This is a genomic window from Nocardiopsis synnemataformans (assembly GCF_965343085.1).
Classification (GTDB): domain Bacteria; phylum Actinomycetota; class Actinomycetes; order Streptosporangiales; family Streptosporangiaceae; genus Nocardiopsis; species Nocardiopsis alborubida.
On sequence record NZ_CBDRFA010000002.1, the window covers coordinates 141,467 to 167,378 of the forward strand.

Annotated in this window: 23 protein-coding genes and 2 riboswitches; of the genes, 8 read left to right on the top strand and 15 right to left on the bottom strand. The window is 75.0% G+C overall.

The features are described 5' to 3' along the window. The first annotated feature begins 250 nt into the window (after nucleotides 1–250). Entirely contained in the window at nucleotides 251–2,962 is a 2,712-nt protein-coding gene (locus tag ACSIH6_RS01685; protein WP_435105982.1) for a protein kinase domain-containing protein, read from the top strand. Nucleotides 2,963–3,078: 116 nt separating this feature from the next. Further along, on the top strand, nucleotides 3,079–3,999 hold the full coding sequence (locus ACSIH6_RS01690; protein WP_435105822.1) for an aldose 1-epimerase family protein: 921 nt from the start codon (nucleotides 3,079–3,081) through the stop codon (nucleotides 3,997–3,999). Nucleotides 4,000–4,170: 171 nt separating this feature from the next. Here ACSIH6_RS01690 and ACSIH6_RS01695 read toward each other — a convergent pair whose 3' ends face one another. The 8 genes from ACSIH6_RS01695 to rpe form a co-directional block, all read right to left on the bottom strand. Next, complete coding sequence (locus tag ACSIH6_RS01695; protein WP_435105984.1) at nucleotides 4,171–4,758, bottom strand: nucleotidyltransferase family protein; 588 nt, start codon at nucleotides 4,756–4,758, stop codon at nucleotides 4,171–4,173. A 176-nt stretch (nucleotides 4,759–4,934) separates the two neighbouring features. After that, nucleotides 4,935–6,095, bottom strand: coding sequence for an XdhC family protein (locus ACSIH6_RS01700; RefSeq protein WP_435105824.1), 1,161 nt, complete (start codon nucleotides 6,093–6,095; stop codon nucleotides 4,935–4,937). A gap of 111 nt (nucleotides 6,096–6,206) precedes the next feature. Continuing rightward, a complete protein-coding gene (locus tag ACSIH6_RS01705) occupies nucleotides 6,207–6,671 on the bottom strand; it encodes a PH domain-containing protein (protein WP_435105986.1) in 465 nt (154 codons plus the stop codon). Between the two features lie 162 nt (nucleotides 6,672–6,833). Further along, nucleotides 6,834–7,307, bottom strand: coding sequence for a 6,7-dimethyl-8-ribityllumazine synthase (gene ribH / locus ACSIH6_RS01710; RefSeq protein ID WP_435105826.1), 474 nt, complete (start codon nucleotides 7,305–7,307; stop codon nucleotides 6,834–6,836). 129 nt (nucleotides 7,308–7,436) lie between these two features. Continuing rightward, the gene (locus tag ACSIH6_RS01715; RefSeq protein WP_435105828.1) at nucleotides 7,437–8,726 is read right to left on the bottom strand and encodes a bifunctional 3,4-dihydroxy-2-butanone-4-phosphate synthase/GTP cyclohydrolase II; all 1,290 of its coding nucleotides are present in this window, start codon (nucleotides 8,724–8,726) and stop codon (nucleotides 7,437–7,439) included. A 92-nt stretch (nucleotides 8,727–8,818) separates the two neighbouring features. Continuing rightward, nucleotides 8,819–9,451 carry a riboflavin synthase gene (locus ACSIH6_RS01720; protein ID WP_435105830.1) on the bottom strand — a complete coding sequence of 211 codons (633 nt, stop codon included), beginning with the start codon at nucleotides 9,449–9,451 and terminating at the stop codon, nucleotides 8,819–8,821. 119 nt (nucleotides 9,452–9,570) lie between these two features. Further along, nucleotides 9,571–9,701: riboswitch (FMN riboswitch) on the bottom strand. Between the two features lie 154 nt (nucleotides 9,702–9,855). After that, nucleotides 9,856–10,848, bottom strand: coding sequence for a phosphatase PAP2 family protein (locus ACSIH6_RS01725; RefSeq protein WP_435105988.1), 993 nt, complete (start codon nucleotides 10,846–10,848; stop codon nucleotides 9,856–9,858). A gap of 238 nt (nucleotides 10,849–11,086) precedes the next feature. Beyond that, nucleotides 11,087–11,758 (bottom strand): ribulose-phosphate 3-epimerase, encoded by a 672-nt coding sequence (rpe, locus tag ACSIH6_RS01730; protein WP_435105832.1) that lies wholly within the window; start codon nucleotides 11,756–11,758, stop codon nucleotides 11,087–11,089. A gap of 299 nt (nucleotides 11,759–12,057) precedes the next feature. On the opposite strand from rpe, the gene ACSIH6_RS01735 reads away from it, so the two are divergent. Further along, nucleotides 12,058–12,450, top strand: a complete 393-nt coding sequence (locus ACSIH6_RS01735; protein WP_435105834.1) for a hypothetical protein — start codon at nucleotides 12,058–12,060, stop codon at nucleotides 12,448–12,450. A 3-nt stretch (nucleotides 12,451–12,453) separates the two neighbouring features. Beyond that, complete coding sequence (locus ACSIH6_RS01740) at nucleotides 12,454–13,392, top strand: hypothetical protein (RefSeq protein WP_435105836.1); 939 nt, start codon at nucleotides 12,454–12,456, stop codon at nucleotides 13,390–13,392. Nucleotides 13,393–13,440: 48 nt separating this feature from the next. Here ACSIH6_RS01740 and ACSIH6_RS01745 read toward each other — a convergent pair whose 3' ends face one another. Together ACSIH6_RS01745 and fmt are read right to left on the bottom strand one after the other, a co-directional pair. Then, complete coding sequence (locus ACSIH6_RS01745) at nucleotides 13,441–14,910, bottom strand: RsmB/NOP family class I SAM-dependent RNA methyltransferase (protein ID WP_435105838.1); 1,470 nt, start codon at nucleotides 14,908–14,910, stop codon at nucleotides 13,441–13,443. A 68-nt stretch (nucleotides 14,911–14,978) separates the two neighbouring features. Beyond that, entirely contained in the window at nucleotides 14,979–15,914 is a 936-nt protein-coding gene (fmt, locus tag ACSIH6_RS01750) for a methionyl-tRNA formyltransferase (RefSeq protein WP_435105840.1), read from the bottom strand. Between the two features lie 111 nt (nucleotides 15,915–16,025). Between fmt and ACSIH6_RS01755 the strand changes: the two genes are divergently transcribed. After that, nucleotides 16,026–18,299, top strand: coding sequence for a primosomal protein N' (locus tag ACSIH6_RS01755; protein ID WP_435105842.1), 2,274 nt, complete (start codon nucleotides 16,026–16,028; stop codon nucleotides 18,297–18,299). Between the two features lie 67 nt (nucleotides 18,300–18,366). Here ACSIH6_RS01755 and ACSIH6_RS01760 read toward each other — a convergent pair whose 3' ends face one another. The 5 genes from ACSIH6_RS01760 to ACSIH6_RS01780 form a co-directional block, all read right to left on the bottom strand. After that, on the bottom strand, nucleotides 18,367–18,906 hold the full coding sequence (locus tag ACSIH6_RS01760; RefSeq protein ID WP_435105844.1) for a DinB family protein: 540 nt from the start codon (nucleotides 18,904–18,906) through the stop codon (nucleotides 18,367–18,369). Continuing rightward, nucleotides 18,897–19,604: an SAM-dependent methyltransferase gene (locus ACSIH6_RS01765; protein ID WP_435105846.1), complete on the bottom strand. Its 708-nt coding sequence runs from the start codon at nucleotides 19,602–19,604 to the stop codon at nucleotides 18,897–18,899. Before ACSIH6_RS01765 ends, ACSIH6_RS01760 begins: the two co-directional genes overlap by 10 nt. Nucleotides 19,605–20,098: 494 nt before the next feature. Then, nucleotides 20,099–20,281, bottom strand: coding sequence for a hypothetical protein (locus ACSIH6_RS01770; protein ID WP_435105848.1), 183 nt, complete (start codon nucleotides 20,279–20,281; stop codon nucleotides 20,099–20,101). A gap of 216 nt (nucleotides 20,282–20,497) precedes the next feature. Next, nucleotides 20,498–20,767 (bottom strand): hypothetical protein, encoded by a 270-nt coding sequence (locus tag ACSIH6_RS01775; RefSeq protein WP_435105850.1) that lies wholly within the window; start codon nucleotides 20,765–20,767, stop codon nucleotides 20,498–20,500. 262 nt (nucleotides 20,768–21,029) lie between these two features. After that, entirely contained in the window at nucleotides 21,030–22,379 is a 1,350-nt protein-coding gene (locus ACSIH6_RS01780; RefSeq protein ID WP_435105851.1) for an aminotransferase class V-fold PLP-dependent enzyme, read from the bottom strand. Between the two features lie 61 nt (nucleotides 22,380–22,440). Further along, nucleotides 22,441–22,555: riboswitch (SAM riboswitch) on the bottom strand. Nucleotides 22,556–22,769: 214 nt separating this feature from the next. Here ACSIH6_RS01780 and ACSIH6_RS01785 point away from each other — a divergent pair. From ACSIH6_RS01785 to ACSIH6_RS01795, 3 genes are all read left to right on the top strand, one after another. Further along, nucleotides 22,770–23,165: a DUF3870 domain-containing protein gene (locus tag ACSIH6_RS01785; RefSeq protein WP_435105853.1), complete on the top strand. Its 396-nt coding sequence runs from the start codon at nucleotides 22,770–22,772 to the stop codon at nucleotides 23,163–23,165. Continuing rightward, nucleotides 23,162–24,547: a CaiB/BaiF CoA transferase family protein gene (locus tag ACSIH6_RS01790; RefSeq protein WP_435105855.1), complete on the top strand. Its 1,386-nt coding sequence runs from the start codon at nucleotides 23,162–23,164 to the stop codon at nucleotides 24,545–24,547. The genes ACSIH6_RS01785 and ACSIH6_RS01790 overlap by 4 nt, the downstream gene beginning before the upstream one ends. A gap of 71 nt (nucleotides 24,548–24,618) precedes the next feature. Next, the gene (locus ACSIH6_RS01795; RefSeq protein ID WP_435105857.1) at nucleotides 24,619–25,809 is read left to right on the top strand and encodes an acyl-CoA dehydrogenase family protein; all 1,191 of its coding nucleotides are present in this window, start codon (nucleotides 24,619–24,621) and stop codon (nucleotides 25,807–25,809) included. Nucleotides 25,810–25,912 lie beyond the last annotated feature (103 nt).

Here is a 25,912-nt window from a genome sequence, read left to right on the forward strand (position 1 = left end):
AGGCGCGCGGAGGGCGACGGCACCGTCCGCTTCGTCCCGTGTCCGGTCCCACACGCACCGTTTCGCACCCCGGGTGGAACTCCACGCGCCCGCGGGGAGTCAAAGGAACGAGGGGCTACGTCGAGGAACCCGCACCGGGGCCCGGGTCAACGGCGCGCGAACCGCGCCGCGTGGACCTACCCTGGAGGGATCCTCGTTCCCCCGCAGGTCCACGACACGAACGCCTATCCGAAGGATGGCTCCGACCCCGATGGTCACGCCCGACCCCGGTGACGAGAACGCGCCGACCCAGCGGATCGAACCCACCGCGCCCACCACACGCATCGGCCCCGGTGAGGACCACACGCGTGCGGGACGCACGCGCTGGGCCACCCGTGTGTTCCGCCCGGGGACAGCCCCGGGGGACGACACCGAGCCCACCCGTGTGTCCTCCCCGGCCGCGGACCGCACCAGCGTCCTGCCCGGCGCCGGTCAGGCCGACGCCACCCGCACAGCCGCCGGGGCCCCGGGAACGCGCCCCGCCCGCACCATCCCGGGCGACGGCCGCGTCGACGGCCGCGCGCCCTGGTGGCGGACCCTGTTCGGCCCGCTCCTGGACTGGATGGCCCGCCTGGTCTCGCGCGTGGTGGTCGGCCCCGCGAGCGACCTCGACTACGCCGTCCCCGCCGAACTGCGCCGCCGCTACCGCGTGCTCGACCACATCGGCGCGGGCGGCGAGGCCGTCGTCTACCTGGCCGAGCCCACCGACTCCCCCGGGCGCAGGCTCGCGCTCAAGGTGTACCGGCCCGGCCACGACATCAACCGCGAACTCCTCGACCGCCTGCGCGCCCGCGGCACCGCCTCACCGCACACCCCCGCCATCCAGGGGTACGGCACCGCCGCCAGCTCCTGGGGCGAGGACCTGGCTTGGGAGGCCCAGGAGTACTTCTCCCACGGCTCGCTGCGCGCGCTCATCGACCAGGCCCCGCTGCCGGACGAGCGCGCCCGCGCCGTGGTCTCCGCCGTCGCCGAGTGCCTGCACCACTGGCAGGACGAGCTCCAGCACAACCACACCGACGTCAAACCCGAGAACCTGCTGGTGCGGTCCCTGGACCCGCCGGTCGTGGCGCTCACCGACTTCGGCGGCGCCGTGCGCGCCACCATGAGCCGCGTCTACGGCGGGCTGGCGGTCACCGAGGACTACGCCGCGCCGGAGGTCGTCGAGGGCCGCCGCGAGGCGCCCGCGGCCTGGTGGTCCCTGGGCGTGATCGTGCACGAGCTGGTGGCCGGACGCCGCCCCGAGCGCGGCGGCAACTGGCTGACCGCCCGCAACACCGAGGTGGACATCTCCGCGATCACCGACGAGCGCTGGCGCCTGCTGGCCCGCGGCCTGCTCGCGCTCGCCCCGTCGGCCCGCTGGGGCTACGACGAGGTCGTGCAGTGGCTGGCGGGCGAGCGCCCGCGGATCCGCGCGGTGAGCCGCCTGCGCCCCATCGAGTTCGCCGGGACCAGCCACGAGGACCCGCCGAGCCTGGCCTTCGACCTGCTCGACCGCTCCGAGACCGGCGCCATGTGGCTGCGCACCCACTGGTCGCAGCTGCGCAGCTGGCTGGACCGCGAGGTCAACGACTACACCTTCGACCGCGCCTACCTGACCGGTCTGGACGCCCACCCCGAACAGGCGCACGTGGCGATCAGCGCGCTGGCCGCCCGGTACGTGCCCGGGATGCCGCCGCGCTTCCGCGGCCACGAGATCAGCGCCGACGGGCTGCTGGAACTGGCCACCGGCGACGCCAGCCGCCACGCGGTGGTGCGCGAGGCCGTGACCTCGGGCGCGGTGGGACTGGGCTCCCAGCACTGGTGCCCGCACCCGGCCTGCCGCTCGGGCGGTTCGGGGCGGTGCGCCCTGCTGGAGCGCGTCCAGCACGAGGTGCCCCTGATCATGCGCAAGGTGTCCGAGAACGTCGACCGGCTGGTCGGTTCGGGCCCCGACGCGCCCCGGCGCCCGGACACCCACGAGACCGACACCGCCTGGGCCAGGGCGGTCGAACTGGTCCTGCTCCCCGACACCGCGTCCCGGAGCCGGTCGCTGCTGCGCCGCCAGTCCTGGCACCCGCGCCAGCGCACCGCCGCCCCGCACGCCCCGTGGTGGGTGGAGCAACGGCGCCTGGCCCTGCGCGACGCCAACGGCCGCGACGCCCTGGCCACCCGGGGCGCCCTGATCACGGCGGTGCTCCTGCTGCCCGAGGCGGCCCGGGTGGGCGGCGGGATCGCCGAGCGCGAGCGCGCCGACGGCAGGGCGCGCCGCCAGGACCGGTGGGCGTCGCTGGCCGGTTCGGCCGGTGAGCGCTGGTCGCAGGTCCGCCAGAAGGCGGCCGGAGTCCGCAGGCGCGCCGCCGGGTCCTCCGCGCCCGGCCGCCCGGAGGACCCGACCGCTCCGCACCCCTACAACCCCGCGGGAACGCAGGACCCCTCGCTCGACCCCCGGGAACAGGAACGCCGCAGGCGCCGGGCCGACAGGACCATGGGCCAGATCCAGCGGGCGATGAAGGCGGGCAAGTGTCGCCGGTTCGCCTACCCCGCGGCACTGCTCGGGCTCCTGGACGGGTTGGGCCGTGTGATGCGCCCGCAGGAGGGGTTCTACCCCGAGAGCGAGTTCGTGACCTCGGCCTACACCGGACTGCTGGACGCCAGCGACGGCGCCGTCCTGGGCTGGCTGTCGGAGGTCACCGGGGTCGTCACCGGCCTGCTGCCCGGTGGCGTCGGCGCCGCGTGGTGGCTGCCGGTGCTGCTGTCGGTGCTGCTGCTGGCGCTGGGCCGCTCGGCGGCCAGCAGGAAGCCCACCTCGCGGGCCCGGCGACGGCTGGGGGCCTTCCGCCTGGCCGTGGTGGGAACGCTGTTCATGGTGGTGGTGCTGCTGTCCACGGGCCTGCTGGCGCTGGGCTCGGGCGTGCTGATCCCCCTGGACGGCCTGCTCGCCTGAACAACTTCCGTCACACGCGTCACGTGTCCCGCCGTGTCCCCCCGGCGGGGCGTGTGGGCTATGATCGCCCGGTTCGGCACACGGACGCATGGCGACGACGGGGAAGCAGGTGTCAGGTGGGTGAGGTGATCGAGCTGCGCTCGGGAGAGTACCGAGCGCGCGTCGACCGCACGGGAGCGGGACTGCGGGCACTCACCTGGCGCGGCCGCGACGTGGTCTGGCCCTACGACGGGGACGGGCCCAAGGCCTTCCAGGGCCAGGTGCTGGCGCCGTGGCCCAACCGCGTGACCGAGAACGGCTACCGCTTCGACGGGGTCGAGCACCACCCGGAACCCAACGACCCGGCGACGGGCACGGCCATCCACGGCCTGGTCCACGACCGGACGTGGACACCGAAGAGGGTGTCCGAGGACACGGTCGAACTGCGGCTGGACTTCGAGGGCGGACCCGGCTTCCCCTTCCCCCTGGAGATGACCGTCGCCTACCGGCTCACCGCCGACGGGCTGACGGTCGCCACCACCGCCCGCAACCGGGGCGACTCCCCCGCGCCGTTCGGGCTGGGCTTCCACCCCTACCTGACCCTGGGCGAGCCGGTTTCGGTGCTGGCCGCGCGCGGCGAGCTCGCGCTGGAGGTCACCGCCGGCATCCGGCAGCCGGTGGACGGGCAGATGCTGCCCGTGGGAGACCCCGTACCCGTGGACGGCGGCGACTTCGACTTCCGCACGCCGGGCCGCCAGCTGGGTGACACCGTCCTGGACACCGCCTTCTCCGCGTTGGAGCGGGACGCCGACGGGCGCGCGTGGGTGCGGGCGAGCGGCCCGGAGCACCGGGTGTCGCTGTGGTGCGACCGCAGCTTCGGCTGGTTGCAGCTGTTCAGCGCGGACACCCTCGGCGGGGACGACCACCGGGCCCACTTGGCCGCCGAGCCCATGACCTGCCCGGCCAACGCGCTGGCCACCGGCACCGACCTGATCGTGCTCGCCCCGGGGGAGTCGACCGCGCACGTGTTCGGCATCCTCGCCGAGCCCCTGGCCTGAGCTGAGCCCGGGCGCCGACGCACCAGTGCGCACCGTGTTCGTGACTCGAACCGCGGGCCCGGCCGCGCCGGGAGTGCCCGCGGTCGGGCGACCCGGCGACGCGGCCCACGGAAGGGCAGCCGCGCAGGGGGCTCGCGTACCGGCACCGGACACGGCCCGCGGCACGGGGACTCAGCCCGAGCCGGAGGGCTCCCTGCCCAGCACGTCGCTGAGCCGCTCCAGGTCCTCCGCCGTGTCGATGTCCTCCGGACTGGCGATGTCGTCGCAGGCCACGGCGGTGACCAGATGGGAGTACGCGCGCAGGAACGGGCGCGCCCCCACGTCGTGCACGGCCATGGCGTAGGCCGTCGACCAGTGCTCGCGGCCCAGCAGCACGGGGTTGCGCTGGTTGCCGTGGTAGGTGGCCACCGCGGCGCGGGCGCCCTGCTCGTGCGCCTCCACCAGGCGGTGCACCGCCTCGGGAGTGACCAGGGGCTGGTCGGCCAGCGCGATCAGCACGGCGTCGACCGTGTCGGGCAGGGCGTCGATCCCGGCGCGCACCGAGGATCCCATGCCGGTCCGCCAGTCGGGGTTGTGCACCGTGTGGGCGCCGCGCACCGGGGTGTCGGCGGCACCCAGCACCACCATGACGGGGACGCAACCGCCCTCGGTCAGCGTACGCACGCCGCGGTCGACCAGGCGTTCGCCGCCCACCTCGACCAGCGCCTTGGGACGCCCGAGTCTGCTCCCCGAACCCGCGGCCAACAGCAGGCCCGCCACCGGGCCCGTACGCGTCCGCTCCCTGCCCTGCTCCTGCCCCCCAGTACCCATGACGTGATGATGCCACGCACGGGCACGGAGGAGGGGCGACCTGGCGCAGCCCGTCCGGACGTGTTCCGCGACCGTCCCCGGGGACCCGCCGTGACCAGGCACTCCAGGGCCGGACGGGTTTCGGTTCACTTCACACGGTGGCCGAATCCGGCCGGAACCAGGGGTTTACCCGTTGTTTCGTGGTGGATCCGGCCGCTGGTCTCGCGCAGGGCCCGCCCGCTGCCGCCCCACCGGGCCTGCACCAGCTCCGCGGCGATCGACACCGCCGTCTCCTCCGGGGTGCGCGCCCCCAGGTCCAGGCCGATCGGCGAGTGCAGGCGCGCCAGCTCCGTCTCCCCCACCCCGGCCTCGCGCAGCCGCTCCAGCCGGTCCTCGTGGGTGCGCCGGGACCCCATCGCGCCGATGTACCCGGCACGGGTGCGCAGGGCCACGCTGAGCACCGGCACGTCGAACTTGGGGTCGTGGGTGAGCACGCAGATGGCCGTGCGCTCGTCGATCTGGTCGGCGATCTCGTCCAGGAACACGTGCGGCCACTTGACCACCACCTCCTCGGCGGTGGGGAAGCGCTTGGCCGTCGCGAACACCGGCCGGGCGTCGCACACCGTCACCCGGTAGCCCAGATAGGTGCCCAGGTCGGCGACGGCCGCCGCGAAGTCGATCGCGCCGAACACCAGCATGCGGGGCGCGGGCGCGAAGGACTGCACGAACACCTCCAGCTCGTCCCCGCGCCGCTGCCCGTCGGTGCCGTACCGCAGCAGGCCCGTACTGCCCTGGGCGAGCATGCCGCGCACGTCGTCGTCCAGGGCGTCGGCCAGCCTGTCGCTGCCCAGGTCGCCCTCGGCGTGGCCGGGCCAGACCACGCGCCGGCGCCCCACCCGCCCCGGGTCGGAGGGGTCGGAGACGATGGTGGCCACGGCGACCGGCTGGTGCTCGTCGATCGCGCCGATCACCGAACCCAGCTGGGGATAGGCGGCCCGGCTGATCGGCTCGACGAACATGTGCAGTGTTCCGCCGCAGGTCAGGCCGACGCTGAAGGCGTCGTCGTCGCTGACCCCGTAGGTGCGGCGCACGGGGACCCCCGTGCGGATGACCTCCAGGGCCTCCTCGTAGACCGCGCCCTCCACGCAGCCGCCGGACACGCTGCCGACGGCCTCCCCCGAGGCGCTGACCAGCATCGCCGCCCCGGCGTCGCGGGGCGCGCTCTTGTAGGTGTCGATCACGGTGGCCAGCGCGAACGTCTCGCCCGACGCGTACAGGTCGGACACGGCCGCTCGGATGTCGCGCACGCGGTACCTCTTCCACGTTCCGTCGATGGCTCTCGGTACCAAGCTATGTGCCCCGCACAACACTCGGGAGCCACCGATCCTCAGGAATTGGGCGGCTCCCTCCGGAGGTTCCTACGAGCGGCCGGGCTCGCGGCCTTCGCCGCGCGCGTGCAGCAGCGCCCGGAACTCCTCCAGTCCGAGCCGTGCGGTCTCGCCGTCGGCGCTCTGGATGGCCATCACCGCCAGGGTCGTACCGTCGGACAGGTCCGCCGAGGGCCAGGGTTCTCCCTCGGGCATCCGCATGTCCACGACCTCCGCCCAGGACAGCACGTGGGTGCGGATGCTGTTGACCACCGTCACACCCTCCTCGGTGGCCACCAGCCGCGGCCGGGCCAGCAGGTGCAGGGCGGCCGCGATGGCCAGGCCCAGGCCCACCATCAGGACCCGGTCCATGATCCCCCAGCTCCCCGGCAGGATCGCGGCCAGGACCGCCAGGGTCGCCACGATCAGCAGCGCCAGGCCGTAGGCGACCCACCGCACCGACCGGGGCCGCCACGTCCTGGGCAGCACCGCCTGCCTCGACGCCTCGTCGTCCACGGGCTGTTCCCTCGTCCGCACCAACTGCTCCACTTCTGGACCGTGTTCGCCGCTGCCCCTCGGCTCACCGCCTCCGGACCGCGTCCCCGCGCACAACACCTCTTCGACCACCCGCGTGTGCGGGCGGTCCACCACCGTCACCGTGCGCGCCACCGGGCCGGATCAGCGGCGCAGCCCGCGCAGGACCACCGCCGTCTCCAGGGCGGCCAGCGCGGCCTCGGCACCCTTGTCCTCGGCGCTCCCCGGCAGTCCGGCGCGGTCGAGCGCCTGCTCCAGGGTGTCACAGGTGAGCACGCCGTTGCCCACGGGGGTGGAGTGGCGCAGAGCCACCTCGCTCAGGCCGTGGGTGACCGACTGGCACACGTAGTCGAAGTGCGGGGTGCCCCCGCGGATGACCGCGCCCAGAGCGATCACGGCGTCGTGCTTGCGGGCCAACTCCTGGGCGACCACCGGGATCTCGACCGCCCCGGCCACCTCCACCACGGCGGGCTCGGCCGCGCCCGAGGACCTCACCACGTCCAGGGCCCTGGTGAGCATCGGCTGGACCACGCCCGCGTTCCAGCGGGTCACGACGATGCCCACCGACATCCCCGAGGCGTCGACACCGCTGCGGTCGGGGCGTCCTTCACCACTCATGGGTTCCTGCTTTCTGTCCGAACGTGTTGTGCGGGCCCGGGCCGCCGCGCCCGCCGGGGGCGGCGCTGCGGCCGGGAACCCCCCGAGCGGGGCCTTCGGCGGCCGGTCGGCCGCGCCGGGAGGCCGGGGTCAGCGGACGACGCCGGTCAGGTCGTGGCCCATGCGGTCGCGCTTGGTGCGCAGGTAGTCGATGTTGTCCTCGGTGACGAAGGAGGGCATCGCCACCCGCTCCTTGACCCGCACCCCGTGGTGCTCCAGAGCCTCGGCCTTGGCGGGGTTGTTGGTCAGCAGCCGCACCGACGACACTCCCAGGTCGGCCAGGATCCGCGCCCCGGCGCCGAACTCGCGCGCGTCGGCGGGCAGGCCCAGTCGCAGGTTGGCGTCCACGGTGTCCGCCCCCTCGTCCTGGAGGCTGTAGGCGCTCAGCTTGTGCAGCAGGCCGATCCCCCGGCCCTCGTGGCCGCCCAGGTAGACGACCACCCCGCGCCCCTCCTCGGCGATGTCGGCCATGGCGGCGTCCAGCTGGGCGCCGCAGTCGCAGCGGTGGGAGCCGAACGCGTCGCCGGTGAGGCACTCCGAGTGCAGGCGCGCCAGGACGTCCGTGCCGTCGGTCAGGTCCCCGTACACCAGCGCGACGTGCTCGGCGCCGTCGGCGGCGCCCCGGTACCCGACCGCGCGCCACTGGCCGTACCTGTTGGGCATGCGCGTCTCGACCACGCGGGTGACCAGCGGCGGGTGGGCCTCGGCGTCGGTGAGCGCCTCGCCCAGGGCCTCCCGGTACGCGGCGAGCTGCTCGACCGAGACCAGTTTGAGGCCGTGCTCGTCGGCGAACGCGCGCAGTCGCGGCAGGCGGGCCATGGTGCCGTCGTCGTTGACGACCTCGGCGAGCACGCCCGCGGGACGCAGACCGGCCAGGCGGGCGAGGTCGACGGAGGCCTCGGTGTGTCCGCGCCGGGCCAGCACGCCGCCCGGGCGGGCGCGCAGCGGCAGGACGTGGCCGGGGCGTACGAAGTCGGCGGGGCTGCTGCCCTCCGCGGCCAGCAGGCGGATGGTCCGGGCCCGGTCGGCGGCGGAGATCCCCGTGGTGACGCCCTCGCGCGCGTCCACGGTGACCGTGTAGGCGGTGCGCAGGCTCTCCTCGTTGCGCGCGGTCATCAGCGGCAGGTCGAGGCGGTCCAGGTCCCCGCCCTCCAGGGGGACGCACACCACGCCGGAGGTGTGGCGGATCATGAACGCCAGGAGTTCGGGCGTGGCGAGCTCGGCGGCGAAGATGATGTCGCCCTCGTTCTCGCGGTCCTCGTCGTCCACCACCACGATGGCCCGCCCCGCGGCGAACTCGGCGATGGCCTCCTCGATCGGGTCGAGGACGACGGCCTGGTCGATCGGTGTCGTGGCCGGGGTGGGCTCGGTGACGGTCAAGGCCGCTCCCTGGGATGGGTCGTGGATGTGGGTGGTGTAGCGGGTGGCGGCCCGCCCTCGCGGGTCCGCCCCCTCGTGCCGTGCGCGGGCGCTCACACCCGCGGACGGACCGCCGCCATGGCGGTGATCCTCTCGACGTACTTGGCGATGACGTCCACCTCGATGTTCACGGTGGCGCCGGTGGCCAGGCCGCCCAGGGTGGTCGCCCGCAGGGTCTCGGGAATGAGGCTGACCTCGAAGAACTCCTGCTCGGCGCCGGGCTCGCTGACCGCGGAGACGGTGAGGCTGGTGCCGTCGACGGTGATCGAGCCCTTCTCGACCACGTACGGCGAGAGGTGTGCGGGCAGCCCGAAGCGCAGAACGTCCCAGTTGTCGCCGGGATTCCGGGAGACCAGGGCGGCGGTGCCGTCGACGTGGCCCTGGACGATGTGGCCGCCCAGGCGGCCGTCGGCGCGGGCGGCGCGTTCGAGGTTGACGGGGGAGCCCGGGACCAGGCCGCCGAGGTTGGAGCGGTCCAGCGACTCCTTCATGACGTCGGCGGTGAAGGTGCCCTCGCCCCGGTCGACGACGGTCAGGCACACGCCGTTGACCGCGATGGAGTCGCCGTGTCCGGCGTCCGAGCTGACCAGGGGGCCTCGGACGGTGAGCAGCGCGGCCTCACCCGTGGTGCCCGCGGCCTGGATGGAGACGACCTCGCCGAGTTCCTCGACGATTCCGGTGAACACGTCCTTGTCTTCCCTTCGCCTGGTGGCTCCGGGGTGAGGGGACGCGTGGAGAAGGGTCCACGAACAGGACGGCACTGGGGCCGCGCGTCAGCGGACGCGGGCGGCGAGGGGCCGTCCCGACACGTACTGCCTCCCATCCGGACTTTCACCGTCGGTACCGGAATTCCACCGGTTCAACCGGCCGATGGACTCGGCCGGGTCGCGGACTGTCACCGCCGGTTCGGAATTACACCGACCCCGGAGCACGTGTTGAACTTGCTGCTAGGGATCCTAACCCCTCGTCAACAGGAGCACCTAGACGGTGTGACGCGAATCATTCGGCCCCGCCGCCGTCGGCGGAGACGGCGCGCGCTCGGGCGGGCGGCCCCGGCGGGCGTGTCGCCGCGGCCGTGCGTCCCGCCCGCTCAGGGGGTTTCGGCCGCGGTTTCGGGCCGGGCGGCCAGACCGCTGCGGACGAAGGCCTCCGGGGCCAGGAAGGAGGCCCAGAAGGTGATCGCGCCGTAGGCGACGAAGGACACGGCGGCGTCGGCGAGCCCGGTCAGGTGGCCGAAGAGCACGCTCACGAACACCTGCACCAGCACGATCACCGAGACGCCGAGGACGAAGCGGGCGGCCCGGGAGGCCAGGGTGCCCGCGGCGCTGTACCAGCCGCGCCGGGCGAGCAGGGTGAAGCCCACGAGTCCGCCGAGCAGGGTTCCGGCCACCGTGTACAGGCCGGTGAGGGTCTCGGCGGCCGGGTCGGCGGGGACGGCGCCGATCCACTCCTCGGGGACCGTCCAGTCGCCGCGCACCAGCAGCTGCCACAGGGTGGCCGCCAGGCAGGGCAGCAGGGCGGCGGCCAGGGCGTAGCCCACCCAGCGGGCGGTGCCCAGACCCAGCCACCAGGCGGTGACGCGCTCCTCCCAGCGCAGGACCGCCCACAGCAGTGCGGCACCCACCAGCAGCCCGGCCACGACGTCGCTGACGAAGTGCGCGCCCAGGTAGATCCGCGAGAGCGAGACGAGTGCGATGACGGCGGCCGCCGCCCACAGCACGGCGCGGCGGCCGGACCTGATCCCGAGATAGCCCCAGGTGACGGTGGCGCCCTGGGTGTGCCCGGAGGGGATCCCGAAGCTGTCCGAACTCGTGTGGGCCGTGACCCGGGCGTCGAACCAGGGCGGCCGGGCACCGTAGAGCACGGACTTGAACAGCTGGTTGACCACTCCGGAGGAGGCCACCACGACGAACAGGCGCGCACCCAGGCCGGGGTTGACGCACCAGAAGACCAGGGTGAGGGCGAGGATGACGAGGGTGTGGGAGCCCAGGTGGGTAACCAGGCCCAGCGGGTGGGCGAGCCAGTCCCCCAGGCCCTGGAGCCAGAGGATGGGGACGGTCTCCGCCTCCCACAGCGCGTCCATGGCCAGGTGCTCGACGGTCCAAGCGTTCAACGCGTACTCCCGGGGGTCCGCGCCTGGCAACGCGCTCACGCCGCGCCGCTCCCCCACGCGCACGAAGGCGGAGGGGAAGACGGAGCCGCGACCAAGCGAGATTCACGACTACGAGTCGCACAGCATAGGGGGAGGCACCGGACGGGGCCAGCGGAGGGCGGAACCGTGTCGCGATCGTTGCGCAGACGGACGTTCGGTGACGGCGGGGTCAGGGCTTCGCGGAGGCCCCTGCGGCGAGGGCGCGCAGGGACTCCACGGCCTTGGCCGGGTCCTGGGCCCCGTAGACGGCCGAACCGGCGACGAAGACGTCGGCTCCGGCCTCGGCGGCCCGCTCGATGGTCTCGTCGCTGACGCCGCCGTCGACCTGGAGCCAGACGGAGGCCTCGCGGCTGTCGAGGATCTCACGGGCGCGGCGGATCTTGGGCAGGACCACGTCGAGGAACTTCTGTCCGCCGAATCCGGGCTCGACGGTCATGAGCAGGAGCATGTCCATCTCGCCGACGAGGTCGGCGTAGGGATCGACGGCCTCGGCGGGGTTGAGGGCCAGGCCCGCGCGGGCGCCCAGACGGCGGATCTCGCGCAGCGTGCGCACGGGGGCCCCGGCGGCCTTGGCGTGGATGGTGACGCTGCCCGCGCCCGCCTCGGCGTAGGCCGGGGCCCAGCGGTCGGGCTCCTCGATCATCAGGTGGCAGTCCAGGGGGGTGTCGGTGGCCTTGAGCAGGGACTCCACGATGGGCAGGCCGAGCGTCAGGTTCGGGACGAAGTGGTTGTCCATGACGTCGACGTGGAGCCAGTCGGCGGACGGGGACACGGCGGCCGCTTCGTCGGCGAGGTGCGCGAAGTCGGCGCTCAGGATGCTGGGTGAGATCTGGATGGCCACGCGTGCAGTGTAGCCACGGCGAGCGGGGTCGGGTGGTCCGGGTGCGGGGCCCGGAACTGCGGGGACGCGGGGGGGGACGCGGAGAAACGGTTTCTCTCCCCCCCATCACGCGGGGATGGCTCTGCGGCGGATCTTTACGACGTAGATTACAAATCGCCCTTTTCGGACACGGGACTGGCCGAGAGGAGTGGGGGGAGGGCGCCCGCGCGCACCGGAAACGGCCCCCGGGGAGGTGGGGCCCGTGCCAGGTGCCGTGGCGGGCGCCCGCGCGCAAGAGCGGCCGGGAGGGTGGGAGATCCGTGAGCGAGGACACCGCGACGGGACTGGGCGTGGTCTGCGAGCACGCCCGCGACATCCGCGACCGGCTGGAACGGGTGCCCGGCGGACCCGCGCTGGTCGACGCGGTGCTCGGGGCCGCACACGGCGGCGGGGACGCGTCGGCGGAGCTGGCCCGGCTCCAGGAGGCCCTGGTCGCCCTCGACGGGCACGGGCTGGCCGCCCACGCCGACGGCGTGCACCGGGTGGGGTCCGGGGGCGCGGGGGTGGCCGGGGTCGGGCTGCCCCGCCCCGCCTTCGCCCTGTACGGGTGCCCCCAGGGCCGGTGCGCGCGCACGTGGGAGCCCACACCGGCCGAGGACGTGCCGGTCTGCCTGGTCAGCGGCGCCTCCCTGCGCCCGCCACGAGGGCGGTAGGCGGTGGGCGACCTGTGGGCGGAACTGGGCCGCAGGCTCACCGAGCGGTGGGGCAGCGCCCTCGCGCTGCCCGGCGCCCTCTACCTGGCCGTCGCCACCGCCGCGTACGCCCTCGGATGGTCCGGGGCGTGGGACGTGGGACACCTGGCCGAGCGGGTCACCGGCTGGGCCGCGGACCCGCGCGTGGACACCCTCGGCGGCCAGGCCCTGGTGCTGGCCGCCGTGCTGGCCGGGAGCACCGCCGTGGGCCTGGTCGCCCGGGGGCTGGGCTGGCTGGTCGAGCGCCTGTGGACGGCCGCGGACTGGGAGCGGTGGCCGCCGCCGCTGCGCGGCTGGACCGGGCGGTGGGTGCGGTCGCGCCGCGCGAGGTGGGACCGGTTGCGCGGGGAGGTCGAGCGGGCGCGGCGCGGGGGCGGGGAGGAGGCGTTCGCGGAGGCCTACGACCGCATGGCGCGGCTCTCCCCCGAGCGGCCGGAGCGCCCCACCTGGTGCGGTGACCGGATCGGGGCCGTGCGCACGCGGCTGGCCCGCGACCACCGCGCGGACCTGGCCGTGCTGTGGCCGCACCTGTGGCTGGTCTTGCCGGAGGAGGAGCGCGTGGAGGTCACCGGGGCCCGCGAGGACCTGGCCCGCGCCACCGGGCTGACGGCGTGGGCGCTGCTGTACCTGCCGCTGACCGTGTGGTGGTGGCCCGCCGTGCTCGTCGCGGCCGCCGTGGCGGGGATCGCGTGGGTGCGGGCCCGGTCGGCGGCCGGAACCTACGCCACGCTGGTGGAGGCCGTCGTGCGCCTGCACGCGGTGGAGCTGGCCGACCGCGCGGGGGTGGCGCACGACGGGTCGTTCAGCGGGGAGCTGGGCGAGCGGCTGACCCTGCGCCTGCGCGCGAGCATGCCGCCGGTGCCCGCGCCCTCACCCCCGCCCCGGCCGGACGGCGGCGCCTGAACACCGCGCGGGCGCCCCCGGACGGGTCGCGGACGGCCCCGGGCGGGCTCAGGTCTGCTCGGACCTGCGCAGCAGCGCCAGGAACATCGCGTCGGTCCCGTGCACGTGCGGCCAGAACTGGGCGTACCTTCCCTCCGGACCGGCCGCGAGGTCGGGTACCCCGTCCAGGTAGTCGGCGGCGCGCAGCAGCGTGAGGTCGTCGCGCTCGGAGAGCACCCCGCGCACGATCCCGTCGGTCTCGTCCAGGTGCGGCGAGCACGTGACGTAGGCGACCACACCGCCGGGGCGCACGGCCTCGACCGCGCTCACCAGCAGGTCGTGCTGGAGCGGCGCCAGATCGGCGGCCGACCTCTCGGTGCGCCGCCAGCGCGACTCCGGGCGTCGGCGCAGCGCGCCCAGGCCCGTGCACGGCGCGTCCACCAGCACCCGGTCGAAGGCCCCCGGACGCCAGGCGGGCCTGGTCCCGTCGGCGACCACGACCCGGCCCGCGTCGCGCGGGGAGCGGCGCACCGCACCGGCCACCAGCCCGGCCCGCGCGGGCTGCACCTCGCCGGCCAGCAGGCGGGCGTCGCGCTGCCCGGCCAGGGACGCCAGCAGACCGGCCTTGCCACCCGGCCCCGCGCACATGTCGAGCCAGCGCGCGTCGTCGCCGTGGGCGTCCACCCTGGTCAGGGCGAGGGCGACCAGCTGGCTGGCCTCGTCCTGCACCGCGGCCCGGTTCTGGTGCACCTCGCGGATCGCCGCCGGGTCGCCCTCGGGCAGGTAGGCGGCGAACGGCGAGTAGCGGGCCTCCTCGGCGCCGGAGGCCACCAGGTCGGCGACGGTGGCGCGGCCCGGCTTGGCCACGAGGGTCACCCGGGGGCGCTCGTTGTGCGCGGCGAGCAGGCGCTCGGTCTCGACCAGCCCGCCGGCGGACCGCTCCCCCAGTGCCCGGGCCAGCTCCTTGACGATCCAGCGCGGGTGGCTGTGCACGACCGACAGGTACCCGCTGGGGTCGGTGGCGCGGTCGGGGGCGACCACGGCCGTCCACGCGTCCAGGTCGCGGGCGGACACCTTGCGCAGGACGGCGTTGACGAACCGGCCGCGGTGGTGGCCCACCACCCTGCGCGCCAGGTCCACGGTGGCGCTGACCGCGGCGTGCGGCGGGATCTTGGTGGACAGCAGCTGGTGGGCGCCCAGGCGCAGCAGCGGCAGCGCCTCGGTGTCCACGGAGGCGAGCGTGCGGTCCACGCAGGCCTCCAGGATCGCGTCGTAGGTGCCCTGGAGGCGCAGGGTCCCGTAGGTCAGCTCGGTGGCCAGGGCCGCGTCGCGGCCGCTGATGCCGCGTTCGCTGAGCAGGGCGGGCAGCAACAGGTTGGCGTAGGCGTCGCGCTGGCCGACCGCGCGCAGCACGTCGTAGGCGACGCGGCGGGAGGGGTCGCGGGGCGGGGACTGTCCGTCCCCGCCCCGGCCGCCGCCCTGCGCGGGCTTCCCGCCGCGGCGGGGACGGCGGTACGGGGATCGGGACTGCTCGCTCAACGTGTGCTGCCTCAACAAACCGGGGACGGGACAGGCGGGCTCAGCCGCCAGGTCGAGACTACGGCAGCTCAGCGCCCCAGGCGGTCCTCGTCGCCGGGACGCACGCCGCGCGCCCAGTCGACCGCGGCCATGGCGCGCTTGCCCTGCGGCTGCACCTCGCCCAGGACGACCGGGTGGGTGGCGGTCCCGACCAGGACCCGCTTCTTGTCGGCGTGCAGCTGGCCGGGGTCGAGCGCGGGTGTGTCGGCGTCGGTGAGGGGGGTGACCGGACCCACCTTGAGGCGGCCGCCGCGGAAGGTGGTCCAGGCGCCCGGGGCGGGGGTGCAGGCGCGGGCCGTGCGGTCCACGCGCAGGGCGGGGGCGGTGAAGTCGAGTTCGGCGTCCTCGGGGGTGAGCTTGGAGGCGTAGGAGACGCCGTCGGCGGGCTGCTCGACCGGGCTGAGCCGGTCGGCGGCGATGCCGTCGACCGTGCGCACGAGGAGTTCGGCGCCGGAGACGGAGAGCCGTTCCAGGAGTTCGCCGCTGGTGTCGGTGGGGCGCACGGTCTCGGTGAGGGTGCCGTAGACGGGACCGGCGTCGAGTTCCTTGACGATCCGGAAGGTGGACGCGCCGGTGATGTCGTCGCCGTGCAGGACCGCGTGCTGGACGGGGGCGGCGCCACGCCAGGCGGGCAGCAGGGAGAAGTGCAGGTTGACCCAGCCGTGGCGGGGGATGTCGAGCGCGGACTGGGGCAGCAGGGCTCCGTAGGCGACGACGGGGCAGCAGTCGGGGGCGATCCGCGCCAAGCGCTCCAGGAACTCGGGATCACCCGCCTTGGCGGGTTTGAGGACCTCGATGCCCTCGCTCGCGGCGAGTTCTCCGACCGGGCTGGCGGAGACCTTCCGGCCGCGCCCGGAGCGGGCGTCGGGGCGGGTGACCACGGCGGCGACATCGTGGCCGGAGTCGATCAGTGCGCGCAGGGACGGTACCGCCACCTGCGGTGTTCCGGCAAAGACAAGCTTCAACGTGGGTTCCCCTCCACCGCGGTCTGTCGGTTCCCCAGTTCTACCAGTGGCGCCGGGCCGCGCCGCCCGGTGCGCGGGGCGGTGTCGCACGGTTCTGGTAGACAGAAGAGGATGACAGCGCAGCCCGGTCAGCCCGACGGGGTCCTCTTCGACCTTCCGGAGCAGGAGAAGGCCACGGCTCGGGCGGCAAGCAGATCCCGCCGCCCGGCCCCACGCGGGCCCGCCGAGCGGCTGCCCGTCGCGCGCGTGGTCGTGGACACCCCGCTGCCCCACCTGGACCGGTACTTCGACTACCGGGTGCCCGCCGACATGGACGAGGCGGCGGTGCCCGGCTGCCGGGTGAAGGTGCGGTTCAACAACCGCCAGCTGGGGGGGTTCCTGGCCGAGCGGGTGGAGACCTCGGAGTTCTCGGGGCAGCTGGCGTACCTGGAGGCGGTCGTCTCCCCCGAGCCCGTGCTCACCCCCGAGATCCTGGGGCTGGCCCGCGCGGTCGCCGACCGCTACGCGGGCACGCTGAGCGACGTGCTGCGGTTGGCGGTGCCGCCCCGCCACGCCCGCGTGGAGAAGGAGGCGGCGAAGGCCGCGGCGAAGTCGGGGGCCGACGCGTCCGCGGAGACAGCAGGGTCCGGCGCGGATCCCGGGACGGCGGCGACCGGGACGGACCCGAACGACCCTCCGCCAGGGTCGGCCCCCGACGCCGAGCCGGACACCGCTGACGCCCCGCGGGTGTCCGTAACCGTGGCGGACGTGGCCCCCGGGGTGACAGCGACACAGGTGGCAGCGACACAGGATGTCACCGAGGCGAATCCCGGTCCCGAACCCGGCCCCTGGGCGGACTACCCCGAGGGCCCCTCGTTCCTGCGCGCGCTGCGCGCGGGCCAGCCCGCCCGTGCGGTGTGGAACGCCCTGCCCGGCACCGACTGGGCGGACGCGGTGGCGGTCGCCGCCGGGGAGACCCTGGCCGCCGGGCGCGGCACCGTGGTCGTGGTGCCCGACGGCCGCGACGTGCAGGCCGTCGACCACGCCCTGGAACAGCGCCTGGGCGAGGGCCGGTACGTGGCGCTCACCGCCGACCTCGGACCGGCCGAGCGCTACCGGCGCTGGCTCTCGGTACTGCGCGGCGGGGTCCGGGTCGTGGTCGGCACGCGCGCGGCGGTGTTCGCGCCCGTGCGGGACCTGGGGCTGGTGGTGCTGTGGGACGACGGCGACGACGTGCACGCCGATCCGCACGCCCCCTACCCGCACTCGCGCACGGTGCTGTCGATGCGCGCGCACCGGGCCGGGGCCGGTGCCCTGATCGGCGGGCACACGCGCACCACCGACGCCCAGCTGCTGGTGGAGTCGGGGTGGGCGCACCCGCTGGCCGCCGACCGGGCGACCCTGCGCCGCCGCGCGCCCGTGGTCCGGGCGGCCGGGGACGACCGGGAGCTGGCCCGCGACGAGGCGGCGCGGTCGGCGCGGATGCCGAGCGTGGCCCTGCGCGCGGCCCGCGAGGCCGCCCGGACCGGTCCGGTGCTCTTCCAGGTTCCGCGCCGGGGCTACCTCAACACACTGGCCTGCGCCGGGTGCCGCGAACCCGCGCGCTGTGACTCCTGCCGGGGCCCGCTGGCCGTGCGCGGTTCGCACGCCATGCCCTCGTGCGGCTGGTGCGGCCGGGTCGCCGGTCAGTGGGCGTGCCCGGAGTGCGGCGTCACCCGCATGCGCGCCGTGGTGGTGGGCGCCCGCCGCACCGCCGAGGAGCTGGGCCGCGCGTTCCCCTCGCTGACCGTGCGCACCTCGGGCCGCGAGGACGTGCTGTCGCGGGTGGCGGACGCGCCGTCGCTGGTGGTGGCCACCCCGGGGGCCGAACCGGTGGCCGAGAACGGGTACGCGGCGGCGGTCCTGCTGGACGGCTGGGCGCTGCTGAACCGGATGGACCTGCGCGCCTCGGAGGAGGCGCTGCGGCGCTGGTTGAACGCGGGGGCCCTGGTGCGGCCGGGCGGCACGGTGGTGGTGTCGGCCGACGCCTCGCTACCGGTGGTGCAGTCGTTCGTGCGGTGGGACCCGGCGGGCTTCGCCGAGCGCGAGCTGGCCGAGCGCCGCGAACTGGGGTTCCCTCCCGCGGTGGCGATGGCCTCGGTCACCGGCGCCCCCGAACACGTGCGCGAGCTGCTCGACCAGATCGAGCTGCCCGAGGGCACCGAGCTCCTGGGGCCGGTGCCGGTGGGTGCGGACCGGACGGTCGGCCCGGACGGCACCCACCCCACGGAGCGCGCGCTGCTGCGGGTGCCCCGGGGCGGGGTGGGCGCGCTGTCCCGGTCGCTCAAGGTGGCGGCCTCGGCGCGCAGCGCGCGCCGCGACGAGCACCTGGCGCAGGTGCGGATGGACCCGCTGCACGTGGTCTAGCCGTGACCGGCCGGAAGTGTTCCCGGTGTGACTCAAGTGGCCCTGGCCTGCGCGGTGTGGGGGCGGCTCAGCGGCCGTACTCCGCGCGGTACAGGTCGCGCAGCGCGGCCACCTCCGCCGCGTGGTGGATGACCTCCCGGTTGACGTGGAGCACGAGGGCGACCATCGGGAAGTCCTCCCACTGGGGCGCCTCGGCGCCGCGCACCGGCGCGGCCAGGCCGCTCTCGTCCAACTCCTGGACGTGCGCGGTCCAGGCCGTGTAGGCGTGGCGCAGCCGCTGCCGGGCCTCGGCGGCGGTCGCGGGCCAGTCGGCGTTCTCCCGCGTGGCGGTGCGGTCGCCGAAGTGCCAGTTGACGCGGGTCTCCAGGACCTCGACGACGATGTGCCCGAGCCGCCAGGCGATGGTGGTCACCGGCGGCGGTTCGGGTTCGGGGACGGCCGTGTCGGGCCGGTGGCGCCCGTCCGGTCCCTCGCGCACGGTCCAGGCGCCGGGCACCGGCACCCAGTGGAACTCCTCGTCGGTGAGCCCCTCCAGGCGGGGCCACAGGGAGAAGTCCCAGTAGAACCGCAACTGCGCCAGAACCTCTCCGGTCCAGTTCACCGCCACCTGCGAACACCCCCTCCGCGGCCGGGCGCGCGGCCCAGCCCGGCGAGGACGCCGGTTCCCGGGTCGGGCACGTCCTCGTCCGGGTAGGGCCACCACCGCAGGTCGGCCACCCCCGGTTCGATCGGCTGGAAGGGGGCGAAGGCGCGCTCCACCGCGGCGCGGGGCGCCGGGGAGGTGAGCGCGAGATAGCCGCCCCCGCGCATGAGGGCGTGCAGGCCGTCGATCCCGGCGGGCGGGTCGTCCGCGGTGAAGGGGCGGGTCATCAGAACGGCGACGGGCTCGTCGAAGTCGACGAGCCCGGAGGTGCCGAGGCGGCGCAGGAGCGTGTCCGTGCCGGATCCGTCGCCGGAGAGCACGGAGGCCCCGGCGGTGGAGAGCATGCCCGCCGCGCCGTGCGGGGCGACGTGGACGACCGAGGCGTCGGGGGCGGCGGCGTGCACCCGCTCGGCGGTCCCGGGCACCGGGCACCCCCAGTCGACGAACTGGCGCACGCCCGCGTCGGCGGACAGGTAGTCGACCGCGCGCCCCAGGAAGGCCTGGTGCAGGCGGGTGTGCTCGGCGTGCCGCGGGTCGGGACGCTCGCCCGTGCGGGAGCCGAGGTCGACCACACCGGACCGTTGGCCGGGGACGGGCACGGCCCCGCGCCCGCGGAACACGGCCGTGAGCCGACCTGTCTTGGGCCCTCGGACGTTGGTCACGTTCACGCTCCCCCAGCCGGTTCGCTCGCGGGAGGCAGACGCTCGGCGGGGCGGGCCGGTCGGGCCCGGACAGCGTCGCGCCATGCCGTCAGGGCCCGATGGTACCCCCTGCGAAAGTGACCCTCGGCACACACATGGGTGTTATGTACCCTATTTCGCCCTTTGGGGCCTCCTGAGTCGCAAGTGTTTCTGGTGAACGCACCCGGCTCCGCGGACGGAGGGGGAGCGTCACGCCCCGCTCCCCCGCGATTCCAGCAGGTCACCGCTCTGCGCCCTCGGGAAGGCCTTCCGACACGGCCGGACAGTCCCAAAAAGCACACTTCCGTCCGTTTCCTGGGAAACGGCCCCGTCCGGCGACAGAGGCTCCCCATCCGGCCACCGGACACCCGTCCCGAGACGCTGACCCGTGGTGGAAGGGCCCGACCCTCCACCACGGAAACCGCCCCCCGTCGGAGGGGCACTCGTCAGGCCCCCCTCGCGCTACCGGTCGGCGCTCAGCAACCGGGACAGGGCATGGCGCCGATCCTGCGGTCCCGATGGGACGCGGCACCGGACAGATCGAGCTCAAAGCGGCGCGGGTCACCGACCGGATTGCCATGCGCGTCCAGCCGCCAGGCGGCCAGGTGGTCGACGTTGGCGTCGACACCTACCACCCCGTGGATCAGGGCCGCTTCCATGAAGATGGCCGGAGCACCCCGGTGGGTCCGGGACGCGGTCGCGTACCGCCTGCCCCGGCCGGTGTCGTGATGGATGCTTTCCAAGGTGCGAGGGGTCGCGGCCTACGACCAGGGCCGAGACGGCGCCCTCGCCGTCGGAGTGGACGCGGTGGACGTCGGTGAGCCGGACGGCCTCGCCGTCGGCGTCCGGGGCGGTGGCCGCCCCGTTCGCGCCGCTCACCGGTCGCCCCTGCGGGCCAGGGCGATCAGCGCGACGAGCGAGACCAGCGCCGTGAGCCCGAAGGCCGAACCGATCAGCGTGTGACCGAGCAGGGACAGGGTGCCGTTGGCCGCGGCGGACCCGGCGAAGACGACGCCGAGCAGGACCAGGAGGGCTCTGCGGGCGGGTGTGCGCCGGGGCCGGGAGGGCGCCGGTGGCGGCTGCGGAACGGAGGTCGACGGAGCTCCGGCGGTCGGGGCGTCGATGCGATAGGGGTCGTCGGACACGGCTGCTCCCGGGGTTCGGTGGGTGGCTGGACACGGCCGGTGTACCGTCCGCCGTGTCGTCTCCGACGCTACAAAGGCGCGGCCCGCCGAAACATCCCGCTCACCCGCCGACCCCTGCTACAGCCAGCTGTAGCAGCGCCGACCCGAACCCCTCTGAACGGCCTCGACACGCGCTCCCGAACGCGCCCCCGCCGCCACGGCGAGCGCCCCGCGACCGCACCGCCGCCGGGGTCCGGCGGGTCGGCTCCTTCCGCGGCTCCCGTCAGAGCACCCGCGCGGGGGCGGGCACCGGGGCGAGGCGGCCGTCGCGGTCGGCGTACTCCCAGCGCGGTCCGCGGGCCACGAGTTCGGCGACCGCGCCGACGAGGCGGTCCACGTGCTCCCGCGTGGTGCCCACCCCCAGGCTCGCCCGCACCGCCTGGGCGTGGCCCCGGGGCAGCAGGTGCCGGGTGAGCGGGTGGGCGCAGAACAGGCCGTCGCGCACCCCGATCCCGTACTCGGCGGACAGGGAGGCGGCCAGCAGGTCGGCGGGCAGGCCGTCCACGGTGAACGACACGATGCCCACCCGCGGGTGCTCCCCGCCCCAGAGGGTCAGCTCGGTGACGCCGTCGATCTCGGCCAGCCCCGCGCGCAGCCGCTCCAGCAGCGCCGACTCGCGGACGTGCAGGAGTTCCTGGGTGTCGGGGGCGAGGGCGTCGCAGGCGGCGGCCAGCGCCACGGCGCCCAGCACGTTGGGGCTGCCCGCCTCGTGCCGCGCGGGCAGGTCGTTCCACACCACGTCGTGCTCGGTGACCAGCCGCGTGGCCCCGCCGCCGGACAGGTAGGGCGTGGCCTCGCGCAGCCAGTCGGCGCGACCGGCCAGCACCCCGGAGCCGAAGGGGGCGTAGAGCTTGTGGGCGGACAGGGCGACGTAGTCGGCGCCGGTCGCCTCCAGGCTGAAGGGCAGGTGCGGCACGTACTGGGCGGCGTCCACGACCACGCGCGCGTCCTCGGCGTGGGCGGCCTCCACCAGTTCCTCCACCGGCCAGATCTCGCCGGTGACGTTGGAGGCGGCGGTCACGCACAGCAGGCGCGGGCCCTCGGGGGCCCCGCGCAGCGCGGAGCGTGCGGCCTCCACCGCGTCCTCCGGGGAGGCGGGCAGCGGCAGGCGCACCACCCGACCGGCCCGGGCGGCGGGGTGCTCCCAGGGCAGCAGGCTGGCGTGGTGCTCGGACTCGAACACGACCACCGTGCAGCCCTCGGGCACCGAACGGGCCAGCAGGTTGAGGGCGTCGGTGGTGCCGCGCACGAACACCACGGCGTCGGCGGGCTGTGAGCGCACGCCCACGAAGCGGGCGACGCTGCGGCGGGCGCGCTCGTAGGCGTCGGTGCTGACCTGGGAGTGGTGGCCCGCGCCGCGGTGCACGCTGGCGTAGTAGGGCAGCGCCGCGGACAGGGCCTCGGCCACCGGGGTCAGACACGGGGCGCTGGCCGCGTAGTCGAAGTTGGCGTACTCGACGCGTTCGCCGGTGACCAGGGGGACGCCCTCGTCGGAGGTGACGACGGTGCACGCGCCGGGGTCGGCCGGGGGCGCGGTGCGACGGACGGCGTGGACGGAAACGGCAGTGGTCATGAAGGCACCTCTCCTACGGGTCGTGGGACCCGCGGAGATGTCACTCCGGCAACGCCTCAGGGGTCCGCGCTTGTCCGACACGGTCGTGTCGGGACCTGGTCCTCACCCGGGGCACCCCACCGCGGTAGGAGGGTTGCCGACCAGCTAGCCGGGGCTTGACGCTGGTACTCGTGACCTGCGAGGCAGATTAACACAGCCGTCCGGCGCGCGGCAGGGGAACGGGGTGTGGCCCGGACCACCGCCCCGCTTGACAGCGGTGCGCGCGGTGGGGACATACTTGTGCCTGCCTGCCCTCACGCCGCGGGTGTCCGGTTTCCCCCGGCCGCCCTCCAGGCGCGAGACTCCAGAGCATCGGAGTTTTCGCGTGCCCGTGAGCGAGAGGTGTCCACCTTGTACGGCGACGACCGTATCCAGCAGGTCCTGCGCAATCCCAGGGTCGTCCTGGTGTCCGGCTACGCCCGTCTCCCCGACTCGGTGGCGAGCCACTCCCAGTACCAGCGGCTCGGCGTCGTGCTGGCCGTGGACACCGCCGACGGGCGCGTCGTCGCCGCGGACACCACCCTGCTCACCGAGCTGGCCAGGGACTTCTTCCGCGCCCTGGTCGAGGGGGCGTCGGTGACCGAGGACGTCGCCGAGCTGGTGCGGCGGGTACAGACCCGCTACGCGGGCCAGTCCGGCGCCGCGCTGACCACCGCCCTCCGCCGCTGCCTGGAGACCTACGGCCAGCTGCGGGAGGGCGACCAGTTGCCCGGAGCCCCCGAGGACGGGGAGGAGGCGCTGTCGTGACCGACGACCTTTCCGGAAACGGGGCACGCACCGAAGCCGGAACCGGAGCCAGGGCCGAAACCGGGGCCGGGCCCCGGTCTGGGACCGAGGCCGGGCCCGAGACCGGAGCCGGAGCCGCGACCGGAGCCGGAGCCGCGACCGGAAGCGGGCACCGGACCGCGCCGCTGCCGCTGGCGGGCGTACGCGTCGCCGACCTGTCCCGCGTGCTGGCGGGCCCCTACGCCACCATGCTGCTCGCCGACATGGGCGCCGAGGTGGTCAAGGTGGAACAGCCCGGACGCGGCGACGACACCCGCTCCTGGGGTCCGCCCTGGGCCGGGGAGGCCGGGACCGAGGGGCACGGTGAGGCCGCCTACTTCCTGTCGGTGAACCGCAACAAGCGCAGCCTGGCCGTGGACCTGAAGGACCCTGAGGGCCTGGCCGCGGTACAGGAGCTGTGCGCGGCCTCCGACGTGGTCATCCAGAACTTCCGGCCCGGGGTGATCGACCGACTCGGGCTCGGCTACGAGTCGGTCAGCGCCCGCAACCCGGCCGTCGTGTACTGCTCGGTGAGCGGTTTCGGGCCCGAGCACGAGCCCGCGACGCGCCCCGGCTTCGACATCGTGGTGCAGGCCGAGAGCGGGCTCATGGCCACCACCGGGCCCGCCGGAGGACCGGCCAGCAAGGTGGGCGTGGCCCTGACCGACGTGCTCACCGGGCTCAACGCCGCCGTGGGCGTTCTGGGCGCGCTCATGCGGGCCCGCGTCACCGGGCGCGGGGAGAACATCAGCGTGTCGCTGATCAACTCCACCCTCTCCGGCCTGGTCAACATCACCCAGCAGGCGCTGGTGACGGGGACCGAGCCCGCCCGGGTCGGCAACGCGCACACCACGATCGTGCCCTACCAGGCCTTTCCGACGGCGGACGCCGAGATCGTCGTCGCCGCCGGGAACGACGCCCTGTACCAGCGTCTGTGCGCGGCCCTGGACCGCCCCGACCTGGGCGCGGACCCGCGCTACGCCACCAATCCCGGCCGGGTGGCGCACCGGGAGGAGCTGGTCGGCGAACTGTCGGCGACCCTGCGCTCCCGGCCCGCCGACCACTGGATGGAGCTGCTGGTGGGGGCCGGGGTGCCTGTGGGGCGGGTGCGCGGGGTGCTCGACGCGCTGCGCACCGCCGACGCCAGCGGCGACGACGTCCTGCGCACCGTGAAGCACCCCACCGCCGGGCTGCTCGAACAGGTCCGCGCGGGGTTCCGCCTGGAGGGCACCCCGCCACCGCTCACCGCGCCGCCGCTGCTGGGGCAGCACTCCCGGCAGGTCCTGGCCGAACTCGGCGTCGACGGGGCCAGCGTGGACGCGATGGTCGCGCGCGGCGCCGTCCAGCAGCCCGACCTGCCCTGACACCTCAGCGGGTCACGCACCGGATCCACCCGGCCGCATCGGCCGTCAGCACCACGAAGGGACACCCGACCATGAGCGACTCCCGCAAGCCCGCCGCCCCGGACCCGCGCGACTTCCTGGCCGTGGACGCCGACCTGTCCGACACCGAGCGCGACGTCCGCGACGCCGTGCGCGACTTCGCCGCGCGCGAGCTGGCGCCGAACGTGGCCGAGTGGTTCGACGCGGGAACCCTGCCCGACCCGCGCGGGCTGGCCCGGGCCTTCGGCTCCCTCGGGGTGCTGGGCATGCACCTGGAGGGGTACGGCTGCGGCGGCTCCAGCGCGGTCGCCTACGGCCTGGCCTGCCGCGAGCTGGAGGCCGTGGACTCGGGCCTGCGCAGCTTCGTGTCGGTGCAGGGCTCGCTGGCGATGGCGGCCATCCACAAGTTCGGCTCCGAGGAGCAGAAGGAGGCGTGGCTGCCGCGCATGGCCGCCGGTGAGGCGATCGGCTGCTTCGGCCTGACCGAGCCCGACTCCGGCTCCGACCCGGGCTCGATGCGCACCCGCGCCCGCAGGGACGGGGCGGACTGGGTGCTCGACGGCACCAAGATGTGGATCACCAACGGCTCGGTCGCCGACGTGGCCGTGGTGTGGGCCGCCACCGACGAGGGCGTGCGCGGGTTCGTGGTGCCCACCGACACGCCCGGCTTCTCGGCCAACGTCATCCACCGCAAGCTGTCGCTGCGCGCGTCCATCACCTCCGAACTGGTGCTGGAGGGCGTACGGCTGCCCGCAGACGCGGTCCTGCCCGGGTCCCGCGGTCTGGGCTCGCCGTTGTCGTGCCTGAACGAGGCCCGCTACGGCATCGTGTGGGGCGCGGCCGGCGCCGCGCGCGCCTGCTACGAGGCGGCTCTGGAGTACGCGCTGAGCCGCGAGCAGTTCGGTCGGCCGATCGCCGGGTTCCAGCTGACCCAGCGCAAGCTCGCCGACATGGTGGTGGACGTCAACCAGGCGGCCATGACCGCGCTGCGGATCGGGCGCCTGAAGGACGAGGGCCGCTGCCACCACAACCACGTGAGCTTCGGCAAGCTCTCGTGCGTGGCCGCCGCCCAGCGGGTGGCGGCGGCGGCGCGCTCGGTGCACGGCGCCAACGGCATCACCCTGGAGTACCCGGTGATGCGGCACATGGTGAACCTGGAGACGGTCGCCACCTACGAGGGCACCGAGGAGATCCACGCGCTCAGCATCGGCCAGTCGGTGACGGGGATCTCCGCCTTCCGCTGACCGTACCCCTGCGGACCCTCCGCTTCGGTCCGTGTCCGGGCCGGTCAGGGGGACTCGCCGCGGGATGTGCGCCTCCCCCGGTGCCGCCGGGTGCGCGCAGCCA